Source organism: Alkalibaculum bacchi (assembly GCF_937875145.1).
Lineage (GTDB): Bacteria > Bacillota > Clostridia > Eubacteriales > Alkalibacteraceae > Alkalibaculum > Alkalibaculum bacchi_A.
The window spans coordinates 1-23,487 of sequence record NZ_CALNCS010000140.1; the positions used below are offsets into that span (position 1 = coordinate 1).

Consider the following 23,487-nt stretch of genomic DNA (forward strand, 5'->3'; position numbering starts at 1 on the left):
AGAAGTGTAACAGGATGAAATCAGCAATTCTAATTTTTCAATTGCTCACAGCACCTGAGCATCCTGGAGGATTTTGCGCCGAAAGGGAAAAAAGTTTTTTCCGTCCAACAAATAAAAAGTTTCTCTTTCCACATTCCGCTTCCCGCTTTTTTATTAATCATCTTCCCCTACAGAATCAAGACATCTCTTAATCACATTTACATCATATCCTTTTCGATACAAAGCTTCCATGGTTTTTTGTCGAACTTCTCGCTCATCAAGACCTTTTCTTTTGTACTTTTCTATGTACTTGTTTCCCAATTTTTCGAGTCGATCCATAAATACTTGGTCGAATTCTGTTTCCCGGGAAATAATCTTGTTACTTACTGTCCTTATATCTTCTGATTGATAGCCCCTTTGTAGAAAGTATTGGCTGATTTTTGCCACTTTGTCCCGATAAGGCAGTTGACTGTATTTATCAGCAACTTTTTCCATTTGTTTTTCTAAGTAATCTATCTCTAAATCATGTGGATAGCTTGATTGTAACTGTGCAATAACCGATTCTTCTTCTAAACCTTTTTTTATGAGGTAATACTTTATTTTGTTCCTAGAGTGTCCTTCACTAATTTTGCCTTTTATATATATTTTAATGTATTGAGCATCGTCAATAAACTTGTAATCCTTTAGTTTTTCTAGAGTTATATGAATTGTATTTTCATCAAATTCTTTGCCCAAAAGATAATTTTCTACCTCTTGTTCTGTTCTCATTCGAAAACCCAAATATTTTATTGCTACATTATAAGATTTTTTTAAATTTGCCTGTTTTATAATCTCTGTAAGTTCTTCTTTATCGATCTCCTTTCCTACGGACAAGTGATGTAAAAAAATGAGTTCATCATTTACAGAACACAAAAATTCTCCATCAACAAAGAGATTATAAAATGTTCCATTTTTTTGTGTCTTTAGTTCTGTTATTTTCATTGAGAATATACCTTTCTTAGAAAGCACTTTGCACTTTCCCTCTAAGTTCTACTTTTAATCTATATTGTTTTTATAGTATATACCATAAATAAGCTTTCTTTCTTCTACTGGTGTATCAGAGTATTGATAACATGTTTTAAGTTTTTCTATTGCTTGTTTTCCTCTTTGTTCATCATTGGCGTAGATTGTAGCAATAGCTTCGCCTTTGTTTACTTGTTCACCAACTTTTTTGTTTAAGTAAATCCCAACACCTAAATCGATTTTGCTTTCTTTATTTTCTCTACCAGCGCCCAATAGTAAAGCGCATAATCCAACTTTTTCTGCTTCTATATGAGAGATGTACTGAGTTTTATCTGAAAGAAATTTTATTTCATATTTTCCCTTAGGCAACATTTCAGGATGGAGTACTTGCTCTTCTTTTCCCCCTTGGGCTTTAACAAGCTCTACGAACTTTTTAAAAGCTTCTCTGCTCTTGATTTTATCTTTAATAAGGTTTCTAGCTTCTTCGCGTGTTACATTAAGTCCTGCTAATAATAGAAGTTCTGAGCCTAATACAAGACACAATTCTACTAGATCCTCTGGACCTCCACCTTGTAAAACTTCGATAGCCTCTTTTACTTCTATGGCATTTCCCACAGTCCTACCTAAAGGCTGCTCCATATCAGATATGATTGCTACTACGTCTTTTCTCATATCCGTGCCAATATCGATCATGATCTTTCCTAATTCTACAGCATCTTCCTCTGTCTTCATAAAAGCGCCATTTCCCGTCTTAACATCCAAGACAATCCCCTGCGCTCCGGAGGCTAATTTTTTACCCATTACACTACTAGCAATAAGAGATAGATTATCTACAGTTGCTGTTACATCCCTTAATGCATATATTTTCTTATCGGCTGGTGCTAAATCACCTGTTTGACCTGATATGGCTACGCCTATTTTATTTACTTGTTGAATGAAATCTTCTTCTGACATTTGAGTATTAAATCCTTCTATCGACTCTAATTTGTCAATTGTGCCTCCTGTATGACCTAATCCTCTACCTGCCATCTTCGCCATAGGCACACCACAAGAAGCGATTAATGGTGCTAGAATCAAAGTAGTTTTGTCCCCTACTCCTCCTGTACTGTGCTTGTCCACAACGACCCCTTCTATTTGAGACAAATCCAAAACATCTCCTGAGTTCATCATCGCTTTAGTCAAATCAACTGTTTCTCTACGGGACATCTTTTTTAAAAATATAGCCATTAAAAGAGCAGATGCTTGATAGTCGGGTATGGTTCCCTTGGTGTACTCTTTTACAAAATAATTGATCTCTTCCGTAGAGAGCTCTTCCCCTTCTCGTTTCTTCAGAATAATATCATACATCCTCATAATAAAACCTCCACAATATAGATTTTCAAACTAATTTTTTAGCTTTTCATCTCGTCGCGAATCTTTTTTAAATGCGCTGAATGCGAAAAGTAGCAAAATCAGCTGAAGGCTGGTTTTTCTTTTCTAATCAACTAATTACTTTTTCCAACCTTCTAACTTTCTGCCTTTAAGGTTTTCCCGTCGAGCCGTCCAACCAACGATCGCTATATTAACTCTTCAAATCGATTTTCTGCTTCTCCTTTTGTCCAAATCACTTCCTTTTTGCCAAAGGAATAAATTAAAGTATTGTGTTCCCAATCTATTTTCCAGCGATTTGCGCTCTCGTCATAATAACCCTCTAATAAGATCAACTCAATAATTCGATTATTGCTTTCAAAATACTCCTTATAGGTTTCCATCAAATCTCCATCAAGATATTTTGCATAATCTATAGCCATTGCTTTTAAAATCCATTCGTATCTTATATACGTTTTAATTAGTAATCTAGTCAAATGTTTTTCACTTATAAACAAATAATCTTTTTTCTTAGAAGATTTGTAGTCCTCAACTAATAAACTGTAATTCTCTTCTTTTATCCATTGAAATTGTCCTTTCTCAATTGCTGGCACAATAATAGATATAAAATCTTCATCTGAAAGCATTCGTAGATACATATCTATTTCCGCATCCTTTAATTGTCCTTGACGATCTGCTGCCTTTATAATATCTGCAAAATTATTGCGATTTAGCCTTATTAGATTTGGTGACTCTTCTTTAAAACGAAATAATAGGTCGACAGTTGCATTTTCTAATATATTCGTTATATCTACCATAGCAATACCCCCAAATTTAGTTTTAAGTCGTAAATTCTAAGTTAAAGTATTTGTTTAGATGGTTTACCTACAACTCAGAATTTAAAACTTAGATCTTATTTATATCATTATAAAGTTTATATATAAAATATTCAAAAAAATAAAAATAATAAGGTCCCAAAGGCCACCTTATTATTTTTATTATAATATTTAAAAAATATTTTATGCACAGGGTATTAGTCTATAATCTTAATTCTATAAAATAATATCTTATGCTATATTAATCTTTGAGCAAATATATTTTCTAAATTTGCTTTCTTCACTCTACTGCTAATCTCTTCCCTCTCAATGCTATATAAGCCTAATTTCTTCATTCTATTAAAATAACCCGCACCTGCGAATGTATATCTCTTTCTTTTTCCTTCAACGGTGCTAGTCATTTCACTTTCATAAGCTAATAAGTCTCCAATGGCTATGCTCCTTGGTAAAATAAGAAGAGGCATTCCAAGATACCATCTGACTGCATTGTGACCTGCAAGAGACCCTGTACATATGGCTTCCGTATGACCAACAAATAAACCTGATTTTTCACCTGCACAGAATAGATTATTTAATCCAGCTACTTTCATATTATTTTCCCTCGGCGCTACAGATAGATAACGGATAGAGTTTCCTTTTCCCCCTGCATATGGATCCATATACTGAGCTTTTTCTAAACCTTTGATTTTTCGAAGTTTTTCAAGAGGATAATAGGAAGTCATCAATTTAGCATGACCTGTATCTAATAAAACCACGTTTTCAGCAAATTCTTTTAATGCGTACTGCTGACATACCTTTTGATTCAATTTATCCATGTTTACATCTTCTGGTGGAACCTTTAGAACAACTACTCCTGTCTTCTCTAATTGTTTTATAATTTCTGGTGATAAAGTCTCTTTTCCAAGCTTACAAGATCCGCTAAAAGCACCATAAATATCTTCTTCTCTTTCCCCTTGTAAATCAGGGACTCCAGCTCTTGAACTAATACTTACTCTAGGGCCAAATGCAGGGCACCTAAGAATACACATAGAGCAGCCATTTCCATACCTCAAACAATTGCCCATGGGTCCAGTAGAGCCTGTGGTTTCTATAAATACATCACCAGAGACAAAACTTCCATCGTATAAGACAATTCCCACGATATTATCTTCTTCTTTTTTCACATCAATAACCCTAGTTTTAAGGAAAATTTTGATGCCCATGTTTTCTACATATTCTTTTACCATAGGCTCTATACTATTTACATCATACAACCAAGCGTGTTCGTGGCCTGGAAAATCGATATTCTTATGCCTTGTCGCTTTATCTGTCATAGAAATTAAATCTCCTGCACCCAATGCGATCAATTCTTCTGCTGCGGTATACCTTCCGTTATTTCTCATAATTCCGCCAATATTACCTAAACCTAGGACTAAATCTGTCTTTTCATAAATTTCTACATCTGCACCTGCTTTTTTTGCCGTTATTGCAGCTGCTAATCCAGACCAGCCACCACCTATTATTACAACTTTCATATATTTCTTCTCCCTTCAAAAATATACTCTGGGTCTGTTTGTAATTTGCATAATCTTTTTACTACGTGTCCTTCGAATCTTGTGGTACACGCTCCACAGACTCCTTGACCGCAGCACATTTTTGCATTATTACAGCACGATGTCTTCGTTCTCCCATTAATATTTTTTAATATCTGTAGAATCAATATATCTGGCCCAGAAATATGAATATGCCCTATCTTATTATTTTCAATAAAAGCTTCTAGCTTTTCCGCAAAACCTTGGGTTACATTCCCTTTATAAAGAGTTTCTATCTCTAATACATTACAAGGGTATTTATGCAAAAAATCTTTAATAAATACATCTTCGTATTTTCCCTTATCGATTATGAGAGATATATTATTATTTTGTCTGTAGAGTTTTTTCAGTACTGGAATCATTGGAGCCAATCCAATCCCCCGAGCTACTAAAAGGACATTTTTGTTTTTACAAGCCCCTACGTTCTTTAAACCTAAAACGCCATTCCAAAATGGACCTTTTACTAGTAATGTATCGCCTTCTTCTTTCTCATAAATTTTCTTTGTCTTAATTCCTTCAATATCAATAATCATAAGAAGCCTATTGTTCTCAATATCGCTCTCTACGATGGATATAGGAACATCAAAGTATTCTGTAGTTTCTGGTGTCCTTAAGAACGCATAGCTACCAGGAGAACACAGTTCTTTGCACAATTCATGATTTGTTTGAATTACAAATTCTACTAAGCCCTTTTCTATTTCCCTTTTCTGAACAATTACGCCTTTATACGTTTCTCGCTCCGCTTTAGACTCCTTGTTATTCCAAATAAGTTCCTGATAAATACAAGTCCCTTTCCAATTCTTGCAATCACAAAATTCTTTTCCTTGTAATTGTGAACAAAGGATACATTCATTGGTTTCCGCCAAATGACAAGGACAATAGGGTGTCCCTGCATCAATACAGTCAATCATCTCATAATTCATATATGTACCTCCTGTAACAACTTAATATTAATATATAAATTTATGTGGTTAAGTGTTACAAAAAAAGCTGATTGAACAATAGTTGAACGATTGTTCAATCCTTAAGGCGCACACAAAAAAACGCCTTCCGCATTTTGCCTTAGGCGCTTTTTATTAAACTATAGTGATCCTGCCTTATTATATGATACAAACTTAAAGACCAACCCTAACTTTCATATCGAAATGACCTAAAGGGAATACCCCTGTGCTAATAACTAGCGGCTGCAATGCTTTTACCTTGCTGCACTTGTCAACGTCTTTAGCATGCCATAACCTTGTGTATAAGAAATCTCTACAATTCCTGCCAGAGGTACGTGAAAGTGCCAGCGGTCGAGAACTTGTAGATCTAAAAGATGAGTCATGATGCTTTGTACCGTACCTCCGTGACATACAATCATACATGAACCTTCTTCTTCTTTTATGGTATCAATAAAAGAGACTACTCTACTGTGGAAGGATTGAAGGCTATCTCCTTTTGGGATGCAGTAATGTAAATAATCCTTTTGCCACTCATCCCAATGTTCCTTATACTCCTTAAGAATATCCTGAAAGTGATAACCTTCAAATATGCCAAAGTTCATCTCTGATAGTTCATCCATTACTTTTACCTCTGTTGACGTGTCGTCTCCAACCTTTTTTGCAATCTTTAATGCACGAGAGATAGGACTTGAGTAAATCTGATTAACCTTATATTCTTTTAAGGCATTCGTTAGCTGAATAAATTGTTCTTTTCCTCTTTCTGTATATTCCACCTCTGTAACACCTACAAATTTATTTTCATAATTTCCAGTAGTTTCTACGTGGCGAACTAAGATAAATTCCATTACAATTCCTCCTTACCACTTATTAACCGACGAAATACCATGTGAGATAAGATGCAAAAAGAAAGACAATTTGATTTAACTCGATCATCATACCTACGGTATCCCCTGTCATTCCTCCTAATATATTCTTAAAGTACTTTATAAAATAAGCACTCATAAGAATACACAAGACAAATGGAATAAAATAAAGGAAATCAAATAATAAGATGATTATTGCCGAGAAAACAAGACCAAAAACTCTCTCCTTCCTACCCATTCGCTCCATAAATCCTTTACCTAAGCTATTGCCTTTTCTTGCAGACTCACTAAAAGATGCAGAAAAAAGGGCTCCTGTCCTTCCAATTATGGGGGCAATGATAATAGCATATCCATCCACAAATTGATAAGAAATAAAATAGCCTAATACTAAAAGCAATAGTCCAATTGCACCAAATGCTCCCACCCGACTATCCTTCATAATTTCTAAAGTTTCTTCCCTACTCCGGTTACTGAGTACTCCGTCTAATGTATCCATAAATCCATCAATATGAAGCCCGCCAGTAAGCCATATGTACAAAAATACCAGCAGAAAGGCGCTAACTTGTCCTTCTACGTCTTTTAATAGATACCATAAAGCATATAAAACAAGACCTATTACCAGACCTACTACAGGTAGAAACTTCATAGAGGAATAAAAATCTTCTTCACTAACTTCCGATTTAATTTGTATTGGTAGCCTAGTATAAAAACTTAAGGCTATAAAGAATTTTCTCACAAGATCATCACCTTATTTAATCTTCGTCTGTAGTCCACTGACGATAAAATATACATCATCGGCCCTAGATGCAATATACTGATTGATTCTTCCAACTATATCTCTATAGTAACTACCCATTTTGTAAGCAGGTACTAAACCCATGCCCAATTCATTTGTTACGATGATCATGTCTTTTTCATGAGATAAATCCAAGAGTTTTTTTACCTCTTCAATGATTTCTTTTTCTAATACATCTACTTCTTCTACTTCACATGTATCAAAATCTAAGCCAGAGTAAAACATGAGATTGTTGATCATAACGGTAACACAATCTACTAATAGTATATCTGCTTCTTGATAATCTTGTAGCTCAACGACCTCATTGAAATCGCGATATTTTTCAATAGTAGCCCATTCTTTTGGTCTTTGGGCCCTATGTTTTTTTATTCGGCTCTTCATACCATCGTCAAAAGGTATAGAAGTTGCAATATAGGCAATTTGTTTATTGCTCTCTTTAGCGATTCTTTCTGCATAAGTGCTCTTACCGCTACGAGCACCTCCAGTAATAAATGTAATACGTCCCATATATGTGCTCCTTTCGCAAATATGCGACTTATGTCGCAATGAATAGTGAACAATGAACGATGAATAATGAACAATTCAAAAGGCAACAGGAGTCGCATATTTGTACTGTTCAATGTTCATTATTCATTAAAGATCTTCCCGTTCAACTAAAAAATTTTAGCCTTCAACTGATTCAAACCTATATAATTATAACTCAATCAAGTATTACTCAAAACTCACTCATAATCTCCAAAATCTTATCAACATCCAAATGCTCTTTTATAATCTTTCCTAATTCTACGTATTGGGTTTCTTTGAATTCTTCGAAGGATAGTGTTTGGTCTTTTGTTTCGATTCCCTTTTGTCTACGGATATTGTCTAAGAGAATTTTTCTGAATTTATCGTTATCGAAAATACCGTGCAAATAAGTTCCCAGTACATTTTCTTCTTGGTTAATCGCCCCATCCATGTGACCTTCTTGCAATTGTACAAAATGTTGATGGCTTTCGTTAAACTTCGTAACACCCATGTGGATTTCATAGCCTTTTACATCTGCTTTTAGTTTTTCTCCCATAAAGGAAATATCAATGGTTCCTTTTACTTGCACTGTTCTTTTTTGGTTAGAAATAACTGTGCTTGTATTAAATAAGCTAAGACCATTTGTCTTGAGGACAGAGGATTCATTATTACCAGTGTCTATGATTTGACTTCCTAGCATTTGATAGCCACCACATATTCCAATAATAGGTCTATTGCTTTTATGATACTCTAAAATCTTTTTCGCCATGCCTGTATTATTTAAGTAAACCATGTCTTCAATGGTGTTTTTACTGCCTGGCACAATCAATAAATCAATATCTTTAAAATCCAATGGGGATTTTATATACTTGACTTCTACATCTTCATCCATTTCAAAAGGCGTAAAATCTGTAAAATTCGAAATATGGGGCAATCGGAGAACGCCTACTATGATATCTTTTTTCGCCTGATAAGATAATCCAAGGGAAACACTGTCCTCATCATCTATATGTAGTGTAAAATAAGGAATAACCCCAAGACAAGGGATATTTATTTTATCCTCTAACATCTTGATTCCAGGCTCTAGAAGTTTTACATTTCCTCTAAATTTGTTAATAACAAAGCCCTTCATTCTCGCTTGTTCCTCTTTTTCTAGCAACATATAAGTGCCATAAATAGAGGCAAAAACGCCACCTCGATCAATATCTCCAATGAGAACAACTGGAGAATCTACCATTTCTGCCATGCCCATATTAACTAAATCGTTTTCTCGTAAATTGATTTCTGCTGTACTTCCTGCACCTTCAATTACAATAGCATCATATTTTTCTGCTACTTTATCATAAGCTTCTTTGATGATGTTCTTAAACTCAGGCTTATTTTTATGATATTCTGTTGCCGTCATATTTTGATATACCTCTCCCATGACGATTACTTGCGATCCAACATCTGAAGATGGTTTTAATAGGATTGGATTCATTTCTACCATAGGCTCAATTCTTGCTGCTTCGGCTTGTACAACTTGAGCTCTGCCCATTTCTTTTCCATCTTTCGTTATAAAGGAATTAAGAGCCATATTCTGAGATTTAAAAGGTGCTACATTATAGCCCATATCTTTTAGTACTCTACATACTCCAGCTGTTAAAATGCTCTTTCCTACGGATGAACCCGTACCTTGAAACATAATATTCTTTTTTTTCATCTTTTACTCTCCAAATTAAAATTACTTAAAAATTTTTCATAATGGTCTATAATATAAAAATTATTCTTTTTCTTTAGTTCATCTATAATTTTTGTTGCCTTACCTTCTGTATAATCATACTGCTCATTTTTATCTATAAAATAAATAGGTTTATCTACATCCCTTAAAATTTCTAAGTTAATTAGATTACCGTTTCCATAAGGCATATTGCTGACGAGAACATAATCGGCCTGATGTAGCATTTCTAAATTTAATTGTCCTTGTTCTTTTGTCATTGCAGAAAAAGGTGGGGCGTCTACTACAGGAATATTTAATATTCTGCACATTTCCCAGTCGCTATCCCCTTTATTAAGTACGCCTGCAGATAAGATCATTCCGAGAGAATTGAATCTTTCTAAAATTTCTTCTCCTGAGCCTCCACCACAAAGTACGTGTACTCTCGTATCTTGTTTATCTACCTTTTCTTTGATAACCCGAAGAGGTACAATTTCTCTCTTGCCAATAATCTTATTTTCTCGAATAATCATCTCCATTTTGTACAATTGAGACAAATATTTTTCATGGATAACTTCATCAGGACTTCCTTCTGCTAAAACTTTTCCTTTGTTAAGAAGTATTAGTCGATCGCTAAATCGAGCTGCTAAATTAATATCGTGGAGAATGGCTACTACAGTAACCCCTCTGCTCTCTTTAAGTTTATGAATTAATTCCATAATCTCTAATTGATGATGTACATCTAAATGAGAAGTAGGCTCGTCTAGTAGTATTAGATTCGCTTGTTGAGCGATTGCTCTAGCCACAACTACTCTTTGGCGCTCACCACCGCTTAACTCGTTAAACAATGCATCCTTAAAACGCCATGTGTTGGTCATTTCCATAGCTTCTTGGACGATTTCAAAGTCCTTTGAAGATTTCTTATGTTTTCGATCTATATGAGGATTTCTGCCCATCATGACGATATCTAAATTTGTAAACTCGTATTCGATATTAAACTCTTGAGGTACTACTGCTACAAGTTTGGCTAGTTCTTTTTTGGATACGCTTGTACTCTCATGATCTAATATGCGAATAGAACCACTACTCTTTGGAATAATATCCGTAATCGCTTTGACTAAGGTAGATTTGCCCGTACCATTAGGCCCAATAATTCCTACAAATTCACCTTTATAGACAGAAAAACCTAGCCCATTTATAATTTTTTTCTCCCCATATGCTACTTCTAAGTCCTGTATTCTCAATACTTCTTTTTTCATACTATATGCCTCCACGTTTTCTCTGTCTAAGAAGATATATAAAGAACGGTCCACCAAAAATAGCTGTAATAACGCCTACAGGTATTTCTTGAGTCATCAGACTTCTTGCTACCGTATCACATAATATTAGAAAAATGCCACCTAGCAAAAATGAATAGGGGTACAATTTTTTATGCTTTGGACCGACAAAGATTCGAACTACGTGAGGTATAATCAATCCAACAAATCCGATAATTCCTGTGATACTAACCGTAGCAGCTGTCATTAACGCAGTAATTACCAATACGACAAGCTTTAGTTGGTCCGTATTTACGCCTAACTGGGAAGCACTATCTTCACCTATGAGCATAATGTCCATCTGACTATGTAAGCCATAAAGAATAATAAACCCTATAACTACATAAGGGATGATAATCAAAACTTGTTCCCAACTCTTTCCATTGAAAGACCCCATAGTCCAATAGATGATTTGACTCATCTTATCCGAAAAAATCATAAGAACAGAATTTACTGCAGATAAAAATTGAGACATGGCCACACCACTAAGCAGCAATGTAGGTATAGGTACTTTATTGCCTATTTTAGAGATATTGTAAACTAATAATAAGGTAAGTAAAGCAAAGATAAAAGCCAGTATAGAAACAAGATCTTTACCATTAAAACTTAGGTTCATAGCGATGCCAATAGATGCACCTAGCGCAGCACCAGAAGAGACCCCTAATAAGAATGGGTCTGCCATAGGGTTTTTGAAGATTCCCTGATATGCAACACCGCAAATAGACAAGGCGCCTCCTACTAATAAAGCCAGTATTACTCTGGGCAGTCGTATATTCCATATGATGGCTATAGTAGATGCCTTAATTCCTTCTACATTCCCAATATTAAAAAGTTTGTGCAACAATACCTGAAATGTTTGCCCTACTGAAATATTTGCTACACCTAAATTAGTACAAACTAGAATAGTAATAAAGGCTAAAATAATTATTGTGATTAATGAGTGTTTTCGAATTAGTTTTTTCATGTTTTCCCCTTATGTATATCCTTAGGTCAAAGTAATACATCTATAGGGCAATCGTTGATTACCCTATGATTTTATAAAGTAGGTAATTCCTAAATTATGAACCGTTACCATCTTCAGTGGCAAAGTGACCCTAAAGAAATATCCTAATGCTAGCCACTTATGGATAGTGACTAAAGCGCCGAAGGCGCTCTTCTATTTTTCAAACGCTTCTGGATGAATTGCCTTTGCTAAAAATTCTAAACCTTTCATCACTCTTGGACCGGAGCGAGATAAAATGTTATTTTCTTCTGTTCCCCATGGAAAGTGGATGATATTATCATTTTTTACGGCAGTAACGGATTGAATACCTCCATTAGCCTTTACTTCTTTAACAGTAGGATACAATGAAATGTAAACATCAGGATTTTCTTCTACAATTTTTTCTAATGTTAAAGTTGGCCATGCTGTACCAGAGTCTGCTGCAATATTCACCGCATTGATTTCTTGTAACATAGAATCGATGAAAGTGTCTGGCCCTACTGAAACAAAACCTTGTATGTCAACAAATACCTTTTTCTCTTTTGTGTCTTTGACTTTATCTGTAATTTCTTTACGAGCAATATCTAAGTCTTCTACTAGTTTATTTGCAGTCTCTTGAACATTTCCAATCTTTCCAATTAATTGGATGTTTTTTAAAACACCATCTACATCTGTTTGATCTGAAATGACAACTGTTTTTATCCCTGCAGCTTTGATAAGTTGTGTTGCATCTTCAGGCATAGGTGATGATACAAAGAGAACCTCTGGTTCTAAATCGATGATAAGTTCCGTATTCGGTTCTACATAATTTCCTACAACTTTAATCTCTTTTGTTTCTTCAGGATAATTACTAAATTCATCTCTACCTACGATCTGATCCCCTAAGCCTACAGCAAAGAGCGTCTCTGTAATAGAAGCAGATACAGAAACAATTCTTTCAGGTACCTTTTCAAGGGTAATTTCGTCACCTGCAGTATCCTTAAATACAAATGGATATGTAGTTTCCGTACCGTCACTTGATTCCGTTGTTGTATTTCCCTCTTTTTTCGACTCTTCTTGTGGTTTATCATTTGAACATGCCGTCCAAGTAAATGTCATTAATGTCACGAGCATTAGTATTAGTACTTTTTTTAATGTTTTCATTTTTTACCTCCGATTGATTTACTGTTATTTGTTTCTTAACGCAACAAAACCTTCTACATTTGAGAAGGTTTTCATATTAAACACGTTCAACACCATCCTCCCCGATAGTTCCTAGTTTCTTAAGGCAGGTCTCCTGACTCGTGTTTCAATCTCCACTCTTCCTTCCCGTCGTTTAGACAGTGGTATGTATCAGAGTTTCGTCCACACTTACAGTAGCGGGGGCTGTAGTGGTTTTTCACCACTTTCCCTATTAAGCATTCGCACCTTATAGAGCTATTTTATTTTATAAGATTATGCTAACACAAAACCCATAAAATTTCAATATAAAATACTTATAGTGGAAAATAGAAGGCTCAAGTTTAATTTCCTCTCCTTTTGGCGAGGTATTCTTTGCCTTTTGTTTCTAATTTTCTAATTAAATGCGATTACATATTAAATATAAAAAATTTAGTTTAATTAGAAATTATATTTTTATAATATAGGCATAATTCATTTATTACACAGTCTTCACATAGGGGCTTTCTGGCCTTGCATACTTTTCTTCCGTGAAAGATTAGCCAGTGATGTGCAGTAGACCACTTTTCCTCAGGGATATTTTTCATTAGATCTTCTTCTGTGTGAAGAACGTCTTTGCTCTGTGCTAAACCAATTCGGTTAGACACCCGAAATACGTGAGTATCCACCGCTATAGCATTTTTTCCAAAGGCATTGCTTACAACTACATTTGCCGTCTTTCTCCCAACTCCTGGAAGCTTTATGAGCTCTTCAATCGCATCTGGCACTTGACTATTATACTCATCCATCAATATAGCACATGTAGCGATAATATTTTTGCTCTTTGAGTTAGAAAGACCACAGGTTCTTATATACTCTAAAAGCTTAGGCTGCCCTAACCCTAGTATCGCTTCTGGCGTATTGTACTCGGCAAATAGCTGATCTGTTACGATATTTACTCTAACATCTGTACACTGAGCAGAAAGAATGGTTGCAATCAACAGCTCAAATGGCGTTGTAAAATGAAGAGCTGGAGCAGCATCTGGGTACTCTTCTTCTAATAATTCTAGTACTTTTCTTATATCTTTTTGTTCTAGCAAAAAAACCCTCCTCTAGTAAGGATATTATTTTAAATATGATATTTATACCGCAGATTGCCTCAGCTGCTTTGCAGCTTCAGTCGTTGGCACTTGCTAATACGAATAGTATATCATATTTATGTTGCAAATTGTCTTTGTGGTTTTTGATGTAACTCTCAAAGAAAAATCTGAAGACTTCAATACATTTTTTCCTTTATTGAATTCTCTATACGAAACAGAATTTATTCTACAAAATAATGCAAATTAATATCTAACTGATCTATATTGTGCTAAAATATTCTTTAGGCGTATCTTCCGTGAAATTGCGCTATGAAAAAAAAGGAGTGAAAGAATTATCCTTCGCTAATTATTCTATAACTACATTCTAGCCTTAGGATATCTCAATTAACAATAAAAAATAAATATGTTTAGACCATTAAATAATGAGCCTAAACATATTATACGAGGAGTTATTATATGAACAACAAGAAAATGTTATTAAGCGATTTAAGCTTACTAGTAACTGCCTTTGTATGGGGAAGTGGGTTTGTTGCTGTAAAGAACGCTTTAGACGCTTTGTCTCCTATGTATATTATGACCCTTCGCTTTGGCATTGCAGCTTTACTAACGGGAATATTATTTTATAGGAAAGTCATTACTATAGATAAAGAAGACTTAAAAGCAGGGCTTATTATTGGACTTTTTTTATTTTCAGCCTTTACTACGCAAACCATCGGCTTACAGTATACATTAGCAGGAAAACAAGCTTTTTTAACTGGTACTAATGTAGTGATGGTTCCCTTTTTATTTTGGCTTACTAGTAAAGAAAGACCGGATAAATTTAGTGTTTTTGCTGCTATTTTAATGATTGTAGGTATTGGTTTATTAACACTTGATTTAAACAAAGGCTTTGTATTAAACAAGGGAGATGTACTTACCTTATTATGTGCATTGCTCTTCGCTTGTCATATGGTAACCGTTGGTATATACGCAAAAAAACACGATCCTATAAAACTTACAGTCATTCAGTTAGGTGTAGCCTTTATACTTTCTTTAGTAATTATGTTTGCTACTAATGATCCTATACTATTTATTCCAAATAACGGAATATATGAAGTACTGTTCTTGGGATTATTTTGTACATTTATGGCTTATCTCATTCAAAATATAGCGCAAAAATATACTACCCCATCCCATGCGGCTTTGTTGCTTAGCTTAGAATCCTTCTTTGGTAGCATTATGTCTGTAATCTTTTTAGGCGATCTATTTAGTCCTAATATGATTGTAGGCTCAGCCTTGATTTTTACGGCCATTATTACTGCTGAAACAAAGTGGGCGTTTCTCAAGTCAAAAAAAGAAAGCCAATCAATCGAAATGAACAATGGATGAACTAGTTCCTTGGGTACTTTCGTTCTACGTTGTAAGTTCTAAGTAAAACCTTTAAGGTCACGCACTATAGCTAGGCAAGAGCTGGTGGCAAAAAGTAGAAATTTTCTGATAAAGAACAATCGTTTAACAATTGTTCTGCCATTGTTAAAAAACAGGAGGTTATTTAAAATGAATTATAATGAAGCTTTAGAATTTATTCATGGCACTTATGCTTTTGGTATCAAATTGGGTCTTGATAATATTGGAAAGTTATTAGAATACATGGACAATCCTCAGGACAAATTAAAATATGTGCACATTGCTGGTACCAATGGAAAAGGCTCTACAAGTAATATGATCAGCAATGTCTTAAAAGAATCAGGCTATAAAGTTGGTTTGTTTATTTCACCATATTTAGAAGAATTTACAGAAAGAATCCAAATCAATGGCGCTCATATTCCAAAAGAGGATTTAGGCAGAGTTGCTGGAATGGTGAAGGAATCCATAGATAAAATGCTGAGTGATGGTTATCCACATCCTTCTGAGTTTGAAGTGGTCACTGCTATCGGTCTTCAGTACTTCTACGAAGAAAAAGTAGATATGGTAACTTTAGAGGTAGGAATGGGTGGTCGCTTTGACGCAACAAATATCATTAAAGCGCCAGAAGTATCGATCATCACATCTATTGCTTTAGATCATATGCAATACCTTGGCAATACATTAGAAGAAATCACCTTTGAAAAAGCAGGTATCATTAAAGAAAATGGACATGTGGTCTTATATCCACAAGGTGAGCTAGTAGAAAAACAAATTCGCGAAATTTGTGTAGAGCGAAACAATGAGTTTCATCCAGCTAATCCAAGCATACTAGAGTCAAAGAGCGCTTCTCTAAAAGGGCAAGAGCTTTCCTTTAAAGGTAATAAAAATTTTGAAGCATTTGACTTTAAACTAAGCCTACTTGGAAATCATCAGATTTTAAACTGTGCTACTGCCTTAACGGCTTTAGATGTTCTAAAAGAAAAAGGATACCATATCTCTATCGAGTCTATTCAACGTGGAATGTCTAGCGTACGCTTCCCTGGTAGGTTCGAACTCTTGCGAGAAAATCCTACTATATTCGTTGATGGTGCACACAATGAAAATGGCATCGACTCCTTTGTAAATACGGTTAAAACATATTTAGACAAGAAGATTACATTATTCTTTGGAGTCTTAGCAGACAAAGACTACAATCCTATGATTGACAAGCTAAGGGCGATTTCTGACAAAGTATACACGGTAACGCCAAATAACCCAAGAGCAATGTCATCACAAGAGTTAGCTGATCATATCAAGAAGATATCCCCAGAAATAAATGTGACTCCTTTAAAAACAATAAAAGAGGGCGTAGAAATAGCTTTAAATGGCTCTGAAGATGAATTGTTTATTTTTGTAGGTTCTTTATATATGATTGGAGAAGCGAGAACACTCTTAAATTCTAAGTAAAACCTTTGCCACCATAGGTGGCTTGTAAGCTGATGACTGGATCAGGAGTTTCGTTAAAAAATAACCCCCAAGATTTTAACTACTAATCGTGACTTTAAAATTTTGCATTCAGCTTTTAGAAGTTGAATTTTTGCTGATCATATAAAAAAGCTCGTTTCCTTTCGGAAACAAGCTTTTTTTAAACAAGAAACTTAATATTTGAATAATCGTACTCTTGGCTGAATGTATGTTCTCTTTCTTTGTACTCAGCGATTATATTTTCATCAATACCAAATAATCTACCAGTAACGCTAGATAATACGCCTACTAAATACTCAAGATCTACATCGTATTTACCTTCAAAATAGCTTAACAACAATTCGCGCCGTGCGCCAAATTCGGCAATTTTTATAGTGTCTAAATCTCGCTCAGTGAAGTTCTTATTGTTTTCTTTATTCATAAGGGTAAACAATCTTTCTGTACTGAAGCTTAATGTTTTAAAATTAGACTTATTTCTTAATACTTCATAGAAGAATTTTTTGTTGTTTTCATCACTTAAAATGATTCTGTAATAAATTGACGTTACTAAAAATAATTTTAAATAGGAATTTTTTCTAATGCGCAATTTCCCACTGACAAATTCGTAAATCTCAATATAGAACTTAGAATTAATCTCCAAAACAATATTATCTTTTGTTTTAAAGTAATATGGAATCAATCCTAAGGGTACATTTGCAGTATCAGCTATGTTTTGAACTGTTGCCTTTGTATACCCAAGTTCATAGAAGAGCTTTCTTGATACATTAATAATGTTCTCTTTTGTTTCAAATCCTTTTCTATACCTCATATACACTTCATCCATTCTCATTTGTTTAGTTTTTATATATTAACACATGTTTAAAATTTTTGCAAATTTTTATCAAAGCAATAGGAATAATATACCTGTATATTTTTATAATTGACACATTTTGGTTTTATTATAACAATTAATTGATTTATTTTAATTATATGTCTACGCAATGAATGCGTAGCATTCATTTGACGAATGGCGCGACTTCAAAATCGACATAGTCGATTTTGAAGTGGTAACCACTAATCCATGTTGAGTCGTAGCTTTCGTTCTTAGCATTTTATAATTTGTTCTAATGAATCATATGCTGTCTTCAAATATTCCTTAGGATCTTCAATTTTTATTTTACTTGATAACAATTCCATTGTAATGGAGTCAATCTGGGAATTTATAATATTAGGAATAATTTTTTTCCAACAGACTTCTCCATCTCCTGGAATCCAATGTTTATCTTCTTTCCCATTGTTGTCCGACAAATGCGTACAGTAAAGTCTATTTTTCCATTTTTCTAATAAATCACCATAACTCTGCCCTTGTATCCAATCATGTGAGGAATCATAACAAAGGCCTAAATTCTTGGAAGGAATTTCACTTAACAACATATGTATTATATCATTATTTAAAGTATTCTCTATTACTAATTTTACACCGTACTCTTCTGCTCTTCTTACTAAATGAATCATACTGTCAAGACCAAGCGCTGTGCTTTCTATAACAGGGTCTTCATCATTAACGTGCATAATCATATGTGGAATCTCATGTTTTGCACAAGCTTCTATATAGGAATAATAAGTATCCATTTCTCTCTGGCGAGCACTTTTGCTTTCGCTCCAAAACCGATCAGCGCCTATATAGGGACAATGGATATTATCTAAAAACAAGCCTGCATCCTTAACCATAGCAGGCATATGATCAACAGGTATTGTTTTCGGGTAAACCTCATCTTCCCACCAAAGACAAGTAGCATCAAAACCCGTATCTTTAATTAATATTAACCTCTCCTGCAAAGGCAAAACAAATCCAAACCAGGAAAAAATGCATTTGTTCATGGACAACCTCCGTCTTAGTTCTATGTTTTATGATGTATATCTTAAAGAAGGGAATTAAAGCTAAACTTTGATCACCTATGGTGATCGTTATCCGGAACGACGGGGTATCGTTCTCTAGTTTATTGCGTTAAAATGTAGGAAGTTCGACACGTTCTAACCTAAAGGTAAGTTTGATTTTTTCGTCATTTCGCTTTTAGCTTATTCCCAGTGCTTTCTTTCCATTTTCATAACCTATTCGTTTTAATTCCTCTAATTCAATGCCAGCTTCATTCATATATTTTAATTCATCTAAGAAGCCTTGTCCATGATAAACTTTGTAGGCTCCGCCATCGCTTCCTATCGCTAGTTTAACACCTATTTTATAGGCTTTTTTTACATTTCTACTTTGTTCATCAAATATTCTCTTTATAGTTTTTATTTGTTCCTTATGACGTTCATCTCCACTAAAGCAAATATTGCCTAATGGAGTTAATGTTGGAACCCAAATGGTTTTTGATTCCTTTAAAGCGTATAACTCTTCATCTGTCATATAGTAACCGTGCTCTATTGTGTCTACCCCTGCTTTAATAGCCCTTTGTACTCCTTCTCTTGAATTTACATGAACCATAGTAGGGAGCCCTTTATCCTGAGCAAATTTAACCATATAGTCTAATTCTTCTTCATTAAATGCTAGATCTCCTACCTCCCCGTAAGTATCAAAATTCATCATACCTGATAAGGGAATCTTGATAAAGTCAGGTTGATCCTTTTCCATTTCTGAAAAAACCGCTTTAAAATCTCTTATATCATCAATAACCTTTCCAATATAACTACCATAATGACCTCTTTTATAAATAGCATGAATAGGAGTCTTGTAAATAATCCCCTCTTCCTTAGCAATTCTGCGAGTAATAGCACATAAATTAATAGGATCGCCACCGTCTCGTATGGCTATTATTCCACGTTCTTTATAAACTCGTACGTTCTTGCGAATAAGCTCTTCTGCTTTGTTTTTACTACTTTTTATTTCTTTACGAAAAGCTGCGCCGTCCATGCCATCTAAAGAGATGTGCATATGTGTTTCAATGTATATTAGAATCACTTCCTTTTGTTTATTTTGTGGAATGTGGAAATTCCAGTCACCAATGGTGACCAACATTACGGAACGACGAGAGCGTCGTTTCCTATCCTTTGAGAGGTGGGAAGCTAGGCGCTAGATTATAACATTTCTTCGCCTAAAGGCAAGTTTTCCGCTTTCTGTTATAAAAATTTTCCGACCAAACGTCCAACGAACCAACCCTCTGACTAATTATATCAAAAAAGCTATCGCAATGAAAATCTCTTGCGATAGCTTTTTCAACTATTATTACTATTTATTTTGTAAAGTACAAGCCTTAATTACATGTTTTGCTAATACAGATGTAGTTACTGAACCAACGCCCCCTGGTACTGGTGTAAGCATAGAAGCTTTGTTTTCAACATCAGCAAAGTCTACGTCTCCACATAATTTACCTTCTTCGTCTACATTGATACCTACATCTACAACAACAGCGCCTTCTTTTACATAATCAGCAGTAACCATTTTTGCTCTACCGATAGCTGCTATTAAAACATCAGCTTCAGCGCATACAGCTGGTAATTCTTTTGTTTTTGAGTGAGTAATTGTTACTGTTGCATTTTGTCCTAATAATAACATAGCTACAGGTTTACCAACTACCATAGATCTTCCAAGAACAACTGATTTTGCTCCTTTTAAATCTACATTGTAGTAGCTTAAGATCTCCATTACTGCAGTAGGAGTACAAGGCGCAAAACCTGTTTGGTCTCCTTCCATTACTTTCGCAACATTTGTTGGACTAAAGCAGTCTACGTCTTTTTCAGGAGCTATAACGTACTTAATTACTTCCTCATCTAATTGTTTTGGAAGTGGTCTAAACACTAAAATACCATGAGTATTTTTGTCTTCATTTACTTCTTTCAACGCTTTAATGAAATCTTCTTGTGTAATATCTTCTGGTAATTCTTTTACCTCTGTATCGATATTACAGCCTTGCATTCTCTTAAGAGCGCCTCTTTCATATGATAAATCACTTGGATTTGCTCCAACTCTTACGATTGTCAATTTAGGAGCAGTTCCTTTTTCACGCAACTCTTTTGCTGCTTTTAAAGTTTCTTCTTTTAAACTAGCTGCTACTACTTTTCCATCTAATAACGTTCCCATAATAAGCCTCCTATTTTATAGCATTTCTTCTACTTTACTGTAGACTTCATCTGCTATTTTTGTACCTTTTGCTACCAATGGTCTTATTTCTTCGTTGATTTTTGCTACATACGCTTCATCTTTAATCATATTAATATTAATGAGTACATTTAACCATCCACTAATCAAAGCAGCTCTTAAGCACTGTACCCCAACACCTACATCACTTATTGCTAACTTTGAACCTTTGTCTACTAATTCTTCATGAAGTAAAATTGCTTCGTATGCCTTCTTAACAATGTCTACTGGAACACCACAAGCTACGATCAGGCATTTTTCAAGAGTTTCTTCTTTATATTTCTTTTCTTCTTCTGTTTCTTTAGGTAGCCCATAAGCTTTGGATAATGGTAAGAAGTTTTCTGCATCTTGATCTACCATTTCAAGAAGTTCTTCTTGAATCTTAAGAGCTTTTGCCATAATTTCTTTATTCACTTCTTCAAACTCAGCGTATTTCTTTTTTCCTAATGTTAAATTTACTACCATACTAGCAAGTGCTGTTCCTAGAGCACCAACTAATGCTGCAGCACCACCGCCTCCAGGCACTGCAACTTTTGATGCTAATTTATCTGTAAACTCAGCACATGAGCCATCGATCATTTTCATATAAGTATCCCCCTCGTAAGTTAAATGTTACTTAAATAAAGGTTTACACCGTGGAAGTGTACACTAAGGTGTATACAGGTGTAAACCTTCATCTTAGATATTAAATTCTTCTATTCGCCTTAGAACAAACCGCCAATAGTACCGAATTCATCAACATCAATCTTTTCAGCTGCTGGTACTTTTGGTAAACCTGGCATTTTCATTACTTCACCAGTTAATGCAACGATAAATCCTGCACCTGCAGAAACAGTAAGGTCTCTGATAGTGATTTTAAAACCTGTTGGTCTACCTAATACAGTTTGGTCGTCTGTTAATGAGTATTGGGTTTTAGCCATACATATTGGCATATTGCCAAATCCTAATCTTTCGAAGTTTGCAATTTCTTTTTCAGCTTTTGCAGAGAACGTTACATCATCTGCACCGTATATTTTTTGAGAGATTTTCTTGATTTTATCTTTGATAGAATCTTCTAAATCGTAAGCAAATTGGAAATCGCTTTCAATATCACAAAGTCTGATGACTTCCTTAGCTAATTCTACTCCACCTTCGCCGCCTTTAGCCCATACTTCAGAAAGAGCAACGTTTACACCTAATTCTTTACACTTAGCTTCTACTAAATCTAGTTCAGCTTTTGTATCAGTATGGAATGCATTGATTGCAACAACTGCTGGCAATTTGAATACTTGTGTAATATTTTCAACGTGTTTTAATAAGTTTGGAATACCTTTTTCTAATGCCACAAGATTTTCTTCTTGAAGATCAGCTTTAGCAACTCCACCATTGTATTTTAATGCTTTAACTGTAGCAACGATGATTACTGCATCTGGTTTTAAATCGTTTAATCTACATTTAATATCAAGGAATTTTTCTGCTCCTAAGTCAGCACCAAAACCAGCTTCTGTTACTACGTAATCAGCATAGTTCATAGCAAAACGAGTTGCTAATACAGAGTTACAGCCATGAGCGATATTAGCAAATGGTCCGCCGTGTACGAATGCAGGTGTTCCTTCTAAAGTTTGAACTAAGTTTGGTTTTAAAGCGTCTTTTAGAAGTGCAGCCATAGCACCTTGAGCTTTGATGTCTCCAGCAGTAACTGGTTCGCCTTTTCTATTGTATGCTACTACGATTCTTGCACATCTTTCTTTTAAATCGATAATGTCTTTTGATAAACAGAATACTGCCATAATTTCACTAGCAACTGTTATATCAAATCCGTCTTCTCTTGGCATCCCTTGAGCTTTTCCACCTAAACCATTGACAATATTTCTTAATTGTCTATCGTTCATGTCGACAGCTCTTCTCCAAACAACTCTTCTTACATCAATGTCTAATGTATTGCCTTGGAAAATATGATTGTCTACCATTGCAGCTAATAAGTTGTTTGCTGCACCAATAGCATGGAAATCACCAGTAAAATGTAAGTTGATATCTTCCATTGGAACTACTTGCGCGTAACCGCCACCAGCTGCTCCACCTTTTACACCAAAAACTGGTCCTAAAGATGGTTCTCTTAATGCAACTAGAGTTGTTTTACCTAAGCTTTGTAAAGCATCGGCTACACCAATTGTTGTAGTCGTTTTACCTTCTCCTGCAGGAGTAGGATTAATAGCTGTTGTTAAGATTAATTTTGATTTCTTACCTGAAGGTTTCTTTAATAAGTTGATGTCAACTTTTGCTTTATACTTTCCGTATAAATCCAAGTCATCTTCTACTAAACCTAATTTTGCAGCAATTTCTCTAATATCCTGTGGTTTTGCTTCTTGTGCAATTTCAATATCACTTTTAAATCCCATTATTATACTCCTCCTAATAGTTTTTTTTCTATCGATTCACGACAGAATATATCTACCATAAATGGTATAACA

Annotated in this window: 21 protein-coding genes and 1 riboswitch; of the genes, 2 read left to right on the plus strand and 19 right to left on the minus strand. The window is 34.7% G+C overall.

Annotation, left to right across the window (positions count from 1 at the left end; all coding sequences use genetic code 11):
- Positions 1-153: 153 nt before the first annotated feature.
- From Q7P22_RS08565 to nth, 13 genes are all read right to left on the minus strand, one after another.
- Complete coding sequence (locus Q7P22_RS08565) at positions 154-960, minus strand: RecX family transcriptional regulator (RefSeq protein ID WP_303863148.1); 807 nt, start codon at positions 958-960, stop codon at positions 154-156.
- Positions 961-1,014: 54 nt separating this feature from the next.
- Complete coding sequence (locus Q7P22_RS08570) at positions 1,015-2,334, minus strand: pyrimidine-nucleoside phosphorylase (protein ID WP_303863151.1); 1,320 nt, start codon at positions 2,332-2,334, stop codon at positions 1,015-1,017.
- A 203-nt stretch (positions 2,335-2,537) separates the two neighbouring features.
- On the minus strand, positions 2,538-3,146 hold the full coding sequence (locus Q7P22_RS08575; RefSeq protein WP_303863154.1) for a hypothetical protein: 609 nt from the start codon (positions 3,144-3,146) through the stop codon (positions 2,538-2,540).
- Between the two features lie 254 nt (positions 3,147-3,400).
- Entirely contained in the window at positions 3,401-4,678 is a 1,278-nt protein-coding gene (locus tag Q7P22_RS08580) for an FAD-dependent oxidoreductase (protein WP_303863157.1), read from the minus strand.
- Positions 4,675-5,658 (minus strand): sulfide/dihydroorotate dehydrogenase-like FAD/NAD-binding protein, encoded by a 984-nt coding sequence (locus tag Q7P22_RS08585; protein WP_303863161.1) that lies wholly within the window; start codon positions 5,656-5,658, stop codon positions 4,675-4,677. The genes Q7P22_RS08580 and Q7P22_RS08585 overlap by 4 nt, the downstream gene beginning before the upstream one ends.
- 272 nt (positions 5,659-5,930) lie before the next feature.
- Positions 5,931-6,521: a histidine phosphatase family protein gene (locus Q7P22_RS08590; protein WP_303863164.1), complete on the minus strand. Its 591-nt coding sequence runs from the start codon at positions 6,519-6,521 to the stop codon at positions 5,931-5,933.
- Between the two features lie 22 nt (positions 6,522-6,543).
- Positions 6,544-7,275: an adenosylcobinamide-GDP ribazoletransferase gene (gene cobS / locus Q7P22_RS08595; RefSeq protein ID WP_303863166.1), complete on the minus strand. Its 732-nt coding sequence runs from the start codon at positions 7,273-7,275 to the stop codon at positions 6,544-6,546.
- Between the two features lie 12 nt (positions 7,276-7,287).
- Positions 7,288-7,842, minus strand: coding sequence for a bifunctional adenosylcobinamide kinase/adenosylcobinamide-phosphate guanylyltransferase (gene cobU, locus Q7P22_RS08600; RefSeq protein ID WP_303863169.1), 555 nt, complete (start codon positions 7,840-7,842; stop codon positions 7,288-7,290).
- A gap of 208 nt (positions 7,843-8,050) precedes the next feature.
- Complete coding sequence (locus Q7P22_RS08605) at positions 8,051-9,541, minus strand: cobyric acid synthase (RefSeq protein WP_303863171.1); 1,491 nt, start codon at positions 9,539-9,541, stop codon at positions 8,051-8,053.
- Positions 9,538-10,794 (minus strand): ABC transporter ATP-binding protein, encoded by a 1,257-nt coding sequence (locus Q7P22_RS08610; protein ID WP_303863174.1) that lies wholly within the window; start codon positions 10,792-10,794, stop codon positions 9,538-9,540. Before Q7P22_RS08610 ends, Q7P22_RS08605 begins: the two co-directional genes overlap by 4 nt.
- Position 10,795: 1 nt before the next feature.
- The gene (locus tag Q7P22_RS08615) at positions 10,796-11,815 is read right to left on the minus strand and encodes an iron ABC transporter permease (protein WP_303863177.1); all 1,020 of its coding nucleotides are present in this window, start codon (positions 11,813-11,815) and stop codon (positions 10,796-10,798) included.
- A gap of 192 nt (positions 11,816-12,007) precedes the next feature.
- A complete protein-coding gene (locus tag Q7P22_RS08620) occupies positions 12,008-12,976 on the minus strand; it encodes an ABC transporter substrate-binding protein (protein ID WP_303863180.1) in 969 nt (322 codons plus the stop codon).
- A gap of 105 nt (positions 12,977-13,081) precedes the next feature.
- A riboswitch (cobalamin riboswitch) is annotated at positions 13,082-13,259 on the minus strand.
- A 169-nt stretch (positions 13,260-13,428) separates the two neighbouring features.
- On the minus strand, positions 13,429-14,070 hold the full coding sequence (gene nth / locus Q7P22_RS08625; protein WP_303863183.1) for an endonuclease III: 642 nt from the start codon (positions 14,068-14,070) through the stop codon (positions 13,429-13,431).
- A gap of 456 nt (positions 14,071-14,526) precedes the next feature.
- Here nth and Q7P22_RS08630 point away from each other — a divergent pair, with 456 nt between their 5' ends.
- Positions 14,527-15,438, plus strand: coding sequence for a DMT family transporter (locus tag Q7P22_RS08630; protein WP_303863186.1), 912 nt, complete (start codon positions 14,527-14,529; stop codon positions 15,436-15,438).
- Positions 15,439-15,606: 168 nt separating this feature from the next.
- Entirely contained in the window at positions 15,607-16,902 is a 1,296-nt protein-coding gene (locus tag Q7P22_RS08635) for a folylpolyglutamate synthase/dihydrofolate synthase family protein (protein WP_303863188.1), read from the plus strand.
- Between the two features lie 178 nt (positions 16,903-17,080).
- On the opposite strand, the gene Q7P22_RS08640 is transcribed toward Q7P22_RS08635, so the two are convergent.
- The 6 genes from Q7P22_RS08640 to Q7P22_RS08665 form a co-directional block, all read right to left on the minus strand.
- A complete protein-coding gene (locus Q7P22_RS08640) occupies positions 17,081-17,728 on the minus strand; it encodes a TetR/AcrR family transcriptional regulator (RefSeq protein WP_303863191.1) in 648 nt (215 codons plus the stop codon).
- Positions 17,729-18,003: 275 nt separating this feature from the next.
- A complete protein-coding gene (locus tag Q7P22_RS08645) occupies positions 18,004-18,780 on the minus strand; it encodes a sugar phosphate isomerase/epimerase (protein WP_303863194.1) in 777 nt (258 codons plus the stop codon).
- Positions 18,781-18,973: 193 nt separating this feature from the next.
- Entirely contained in the window at positions 18,974-19,918 is a 945-nt protein-coding gene (locus tag Q7P22_RS08650) for an amidohydrolase family protein (RefSeq protein ID WP_303863196.1), read from the minus strand.
- A gap of 210 nt (positions 19,919-20,128) precedes the next feature.
- On the minus strand, positions 20,129-20,980 hold the full coding sequence (locus tag Q7P22_RS08655; RefSeq protein WP_303863199.1) for a bifunctional 5,10-methylenetetrahydrofolate dehydrogenase/5,10-methenyltetrahydrofolate cyclohydrolase: 852 nt from the start codon (positions 20,978-20,980) through the stop codon (positions 20,129-20,131).
- Between the two features lie 15 nt (positions 20,981-20,995).
- On the minus strand, positions 20,996-21,616 hold the full coding sequence (locus Q7P22_RS08660; protein WP_369695512.1) for a cyclodeaminase/cyclohydrolase family protein: 621 nt from the start codon (positions 21,614-21,616) through the stop codon (positions 20,996-20,998).
- 125 nt (positions 21,617-21,741) lie between these two features.
- A complete protein-coding gene (locus Q7P22_RS08665; protein WP_303863205.1) occupies positions 21,742-23,415 on the minus strand; it encodes a formate--tetrahydrofolate ligase in 1,674 nt (557 codons plus the stop codon).
- Positions 23,416-23,487 lie beyond the last annotated feature (72 nt).

Excerpts from the sequence above, each read along its gene's own strand:
- Q7P22_RS08655 (WP_303863199.1), bottom strand. The coding sequence starts at position 20,980 with ATGGGAACGTTATTAGATGGAAAAGTAGTAGCAGCTAGTTTAAAAGAA.
- Q7P22_RS08570 (WP_303863151.1), bottom strand. The coding sequence starts at position 2,334 with ATGAGGATGTATGATATTATTCTGAAGAAACGAGAAGGGGAAGAGCTC.
- cobU (WP_303863169.1), bottom strand. The coding sequence starts at position 7,842 with ATGGGACGTATTACATTTATTACTGGAGGTGCTCGTAGCGGTAAGAGC.
- Q7P22_RS08565 (WP_303863148.1), bottom strand. The coding sequence starts at position 960 with ATGAAAATAACAGAACTAAAGACACAAAAAAATGGAACATTTTATAAT.
- Q7P22_RS08635 (WP_303863188.1), top strand. The coding sequence starts at position 15,607 with ATGAATTATAATGAAGCTTTAGAATTTATTCATGGCACTTATGCTTTT.
- Q7P22_RS08585 (WP_303863161.1), bottom strand. The coding sequence starts at position 5,658 with ATGAATTATGAGATGATTGACTGTATTGATGCAGGGACACCCTATTGT.
- Q7P22_RS08605 (WP_303863171.1), bottom strand. The coding sequence starts at position 9,541 with ATGAAAAAAAAGAATATTATGTTTCAAGGTACGGGTTCATCCGTAGGA.
- Q7P22_RS08640 (WP_303863191.1), bottom strand. The coding sequence starts at position 17,728 with ATGAGGTATAGAAAAGGATTTGAAACAAAAGAGAACATTATTAATGTA.
- Q7P22_RS08590 (WP_303863164.1), bottom strand. The coding sequence starts at position 6,521 with ATGGAATTTATCTTAGTTCGCCACGTAGAAACTACTGGAAATTATGAA.
- Q7P22_RS08665 (WP_303863205.1), bottom strand. The coding sequence starts at position 23,415 with ATGGGATTTAAAAGTGATATTGAAATTGCACAAGAAGCAAAACCACAG.
- Q7P22_RS08615 (WP_303863177.1), bottom strand. The coding sequence starts at position 11,815 with ATGAAAAAACTAATTCGAAAACACTCATTAATCACAATAATTATTTTA.
- Q7P22_RS08650 (WP_303863196.1), bottom strand. The coding sequence starts at position 19,918 with ATGTTGGTCACCATTGGTGACTGGAATTTCCACATTCCACAAAATAAA.
- Q7P22_RS08645 (WP_303863194.1), bottom strand. The coding sequence starts at position 18,780 with ATGAACAAATGCATTTTTTCCTGGTTTGGATTTGTTTTGCCTTTGCAG.
- Q7P22_RS08660 (WP_369695512.1), bottom strand. The coding sequence starts at position 21,616 with ATGATCGATGGCTCATGTGCTGAGTTTACAGATAAATTAGCATCAAAA.
- Q7P22_RS08580 (WP_303863157.1), bottom strand. The coding sequence starts at position 4,678 with ATGAAAGTTGTAATAATAGGTGGTGGCTGGTCTGGATTAGCAGCTGCA.
- Q7P22_RS08620 (WP_303863180.1), bottom strand. The coding sequence starts at position 12,976 with ATGAAAACATTAAAAAAAGTACTAATACTAATGCTCGTGACATTAATG.
- Q7P22_RS08630 (WP_303863186.1), top strand. The coding sequence starts at position 14,527 with ATGAACAACAAGAAAATGTTATTAAGCGATTTAAGCTTACTAGTAACT.
- Q7P22_RS08610 (WP_303863174.1), bottom strand. The coding sequence starts at position 10,794 with ATGAAAAAAGAAGTATTGAGAATACAGGACTTAGAAGTAGCATATGGG.
- Q7P22_RS08575 (WP_303863154.1), bottom strand. The coding sequence starts at position 3,146 with ATGGTAGATATAACGAATATATTAGAAAATGCAACTGTCGACCTATTA.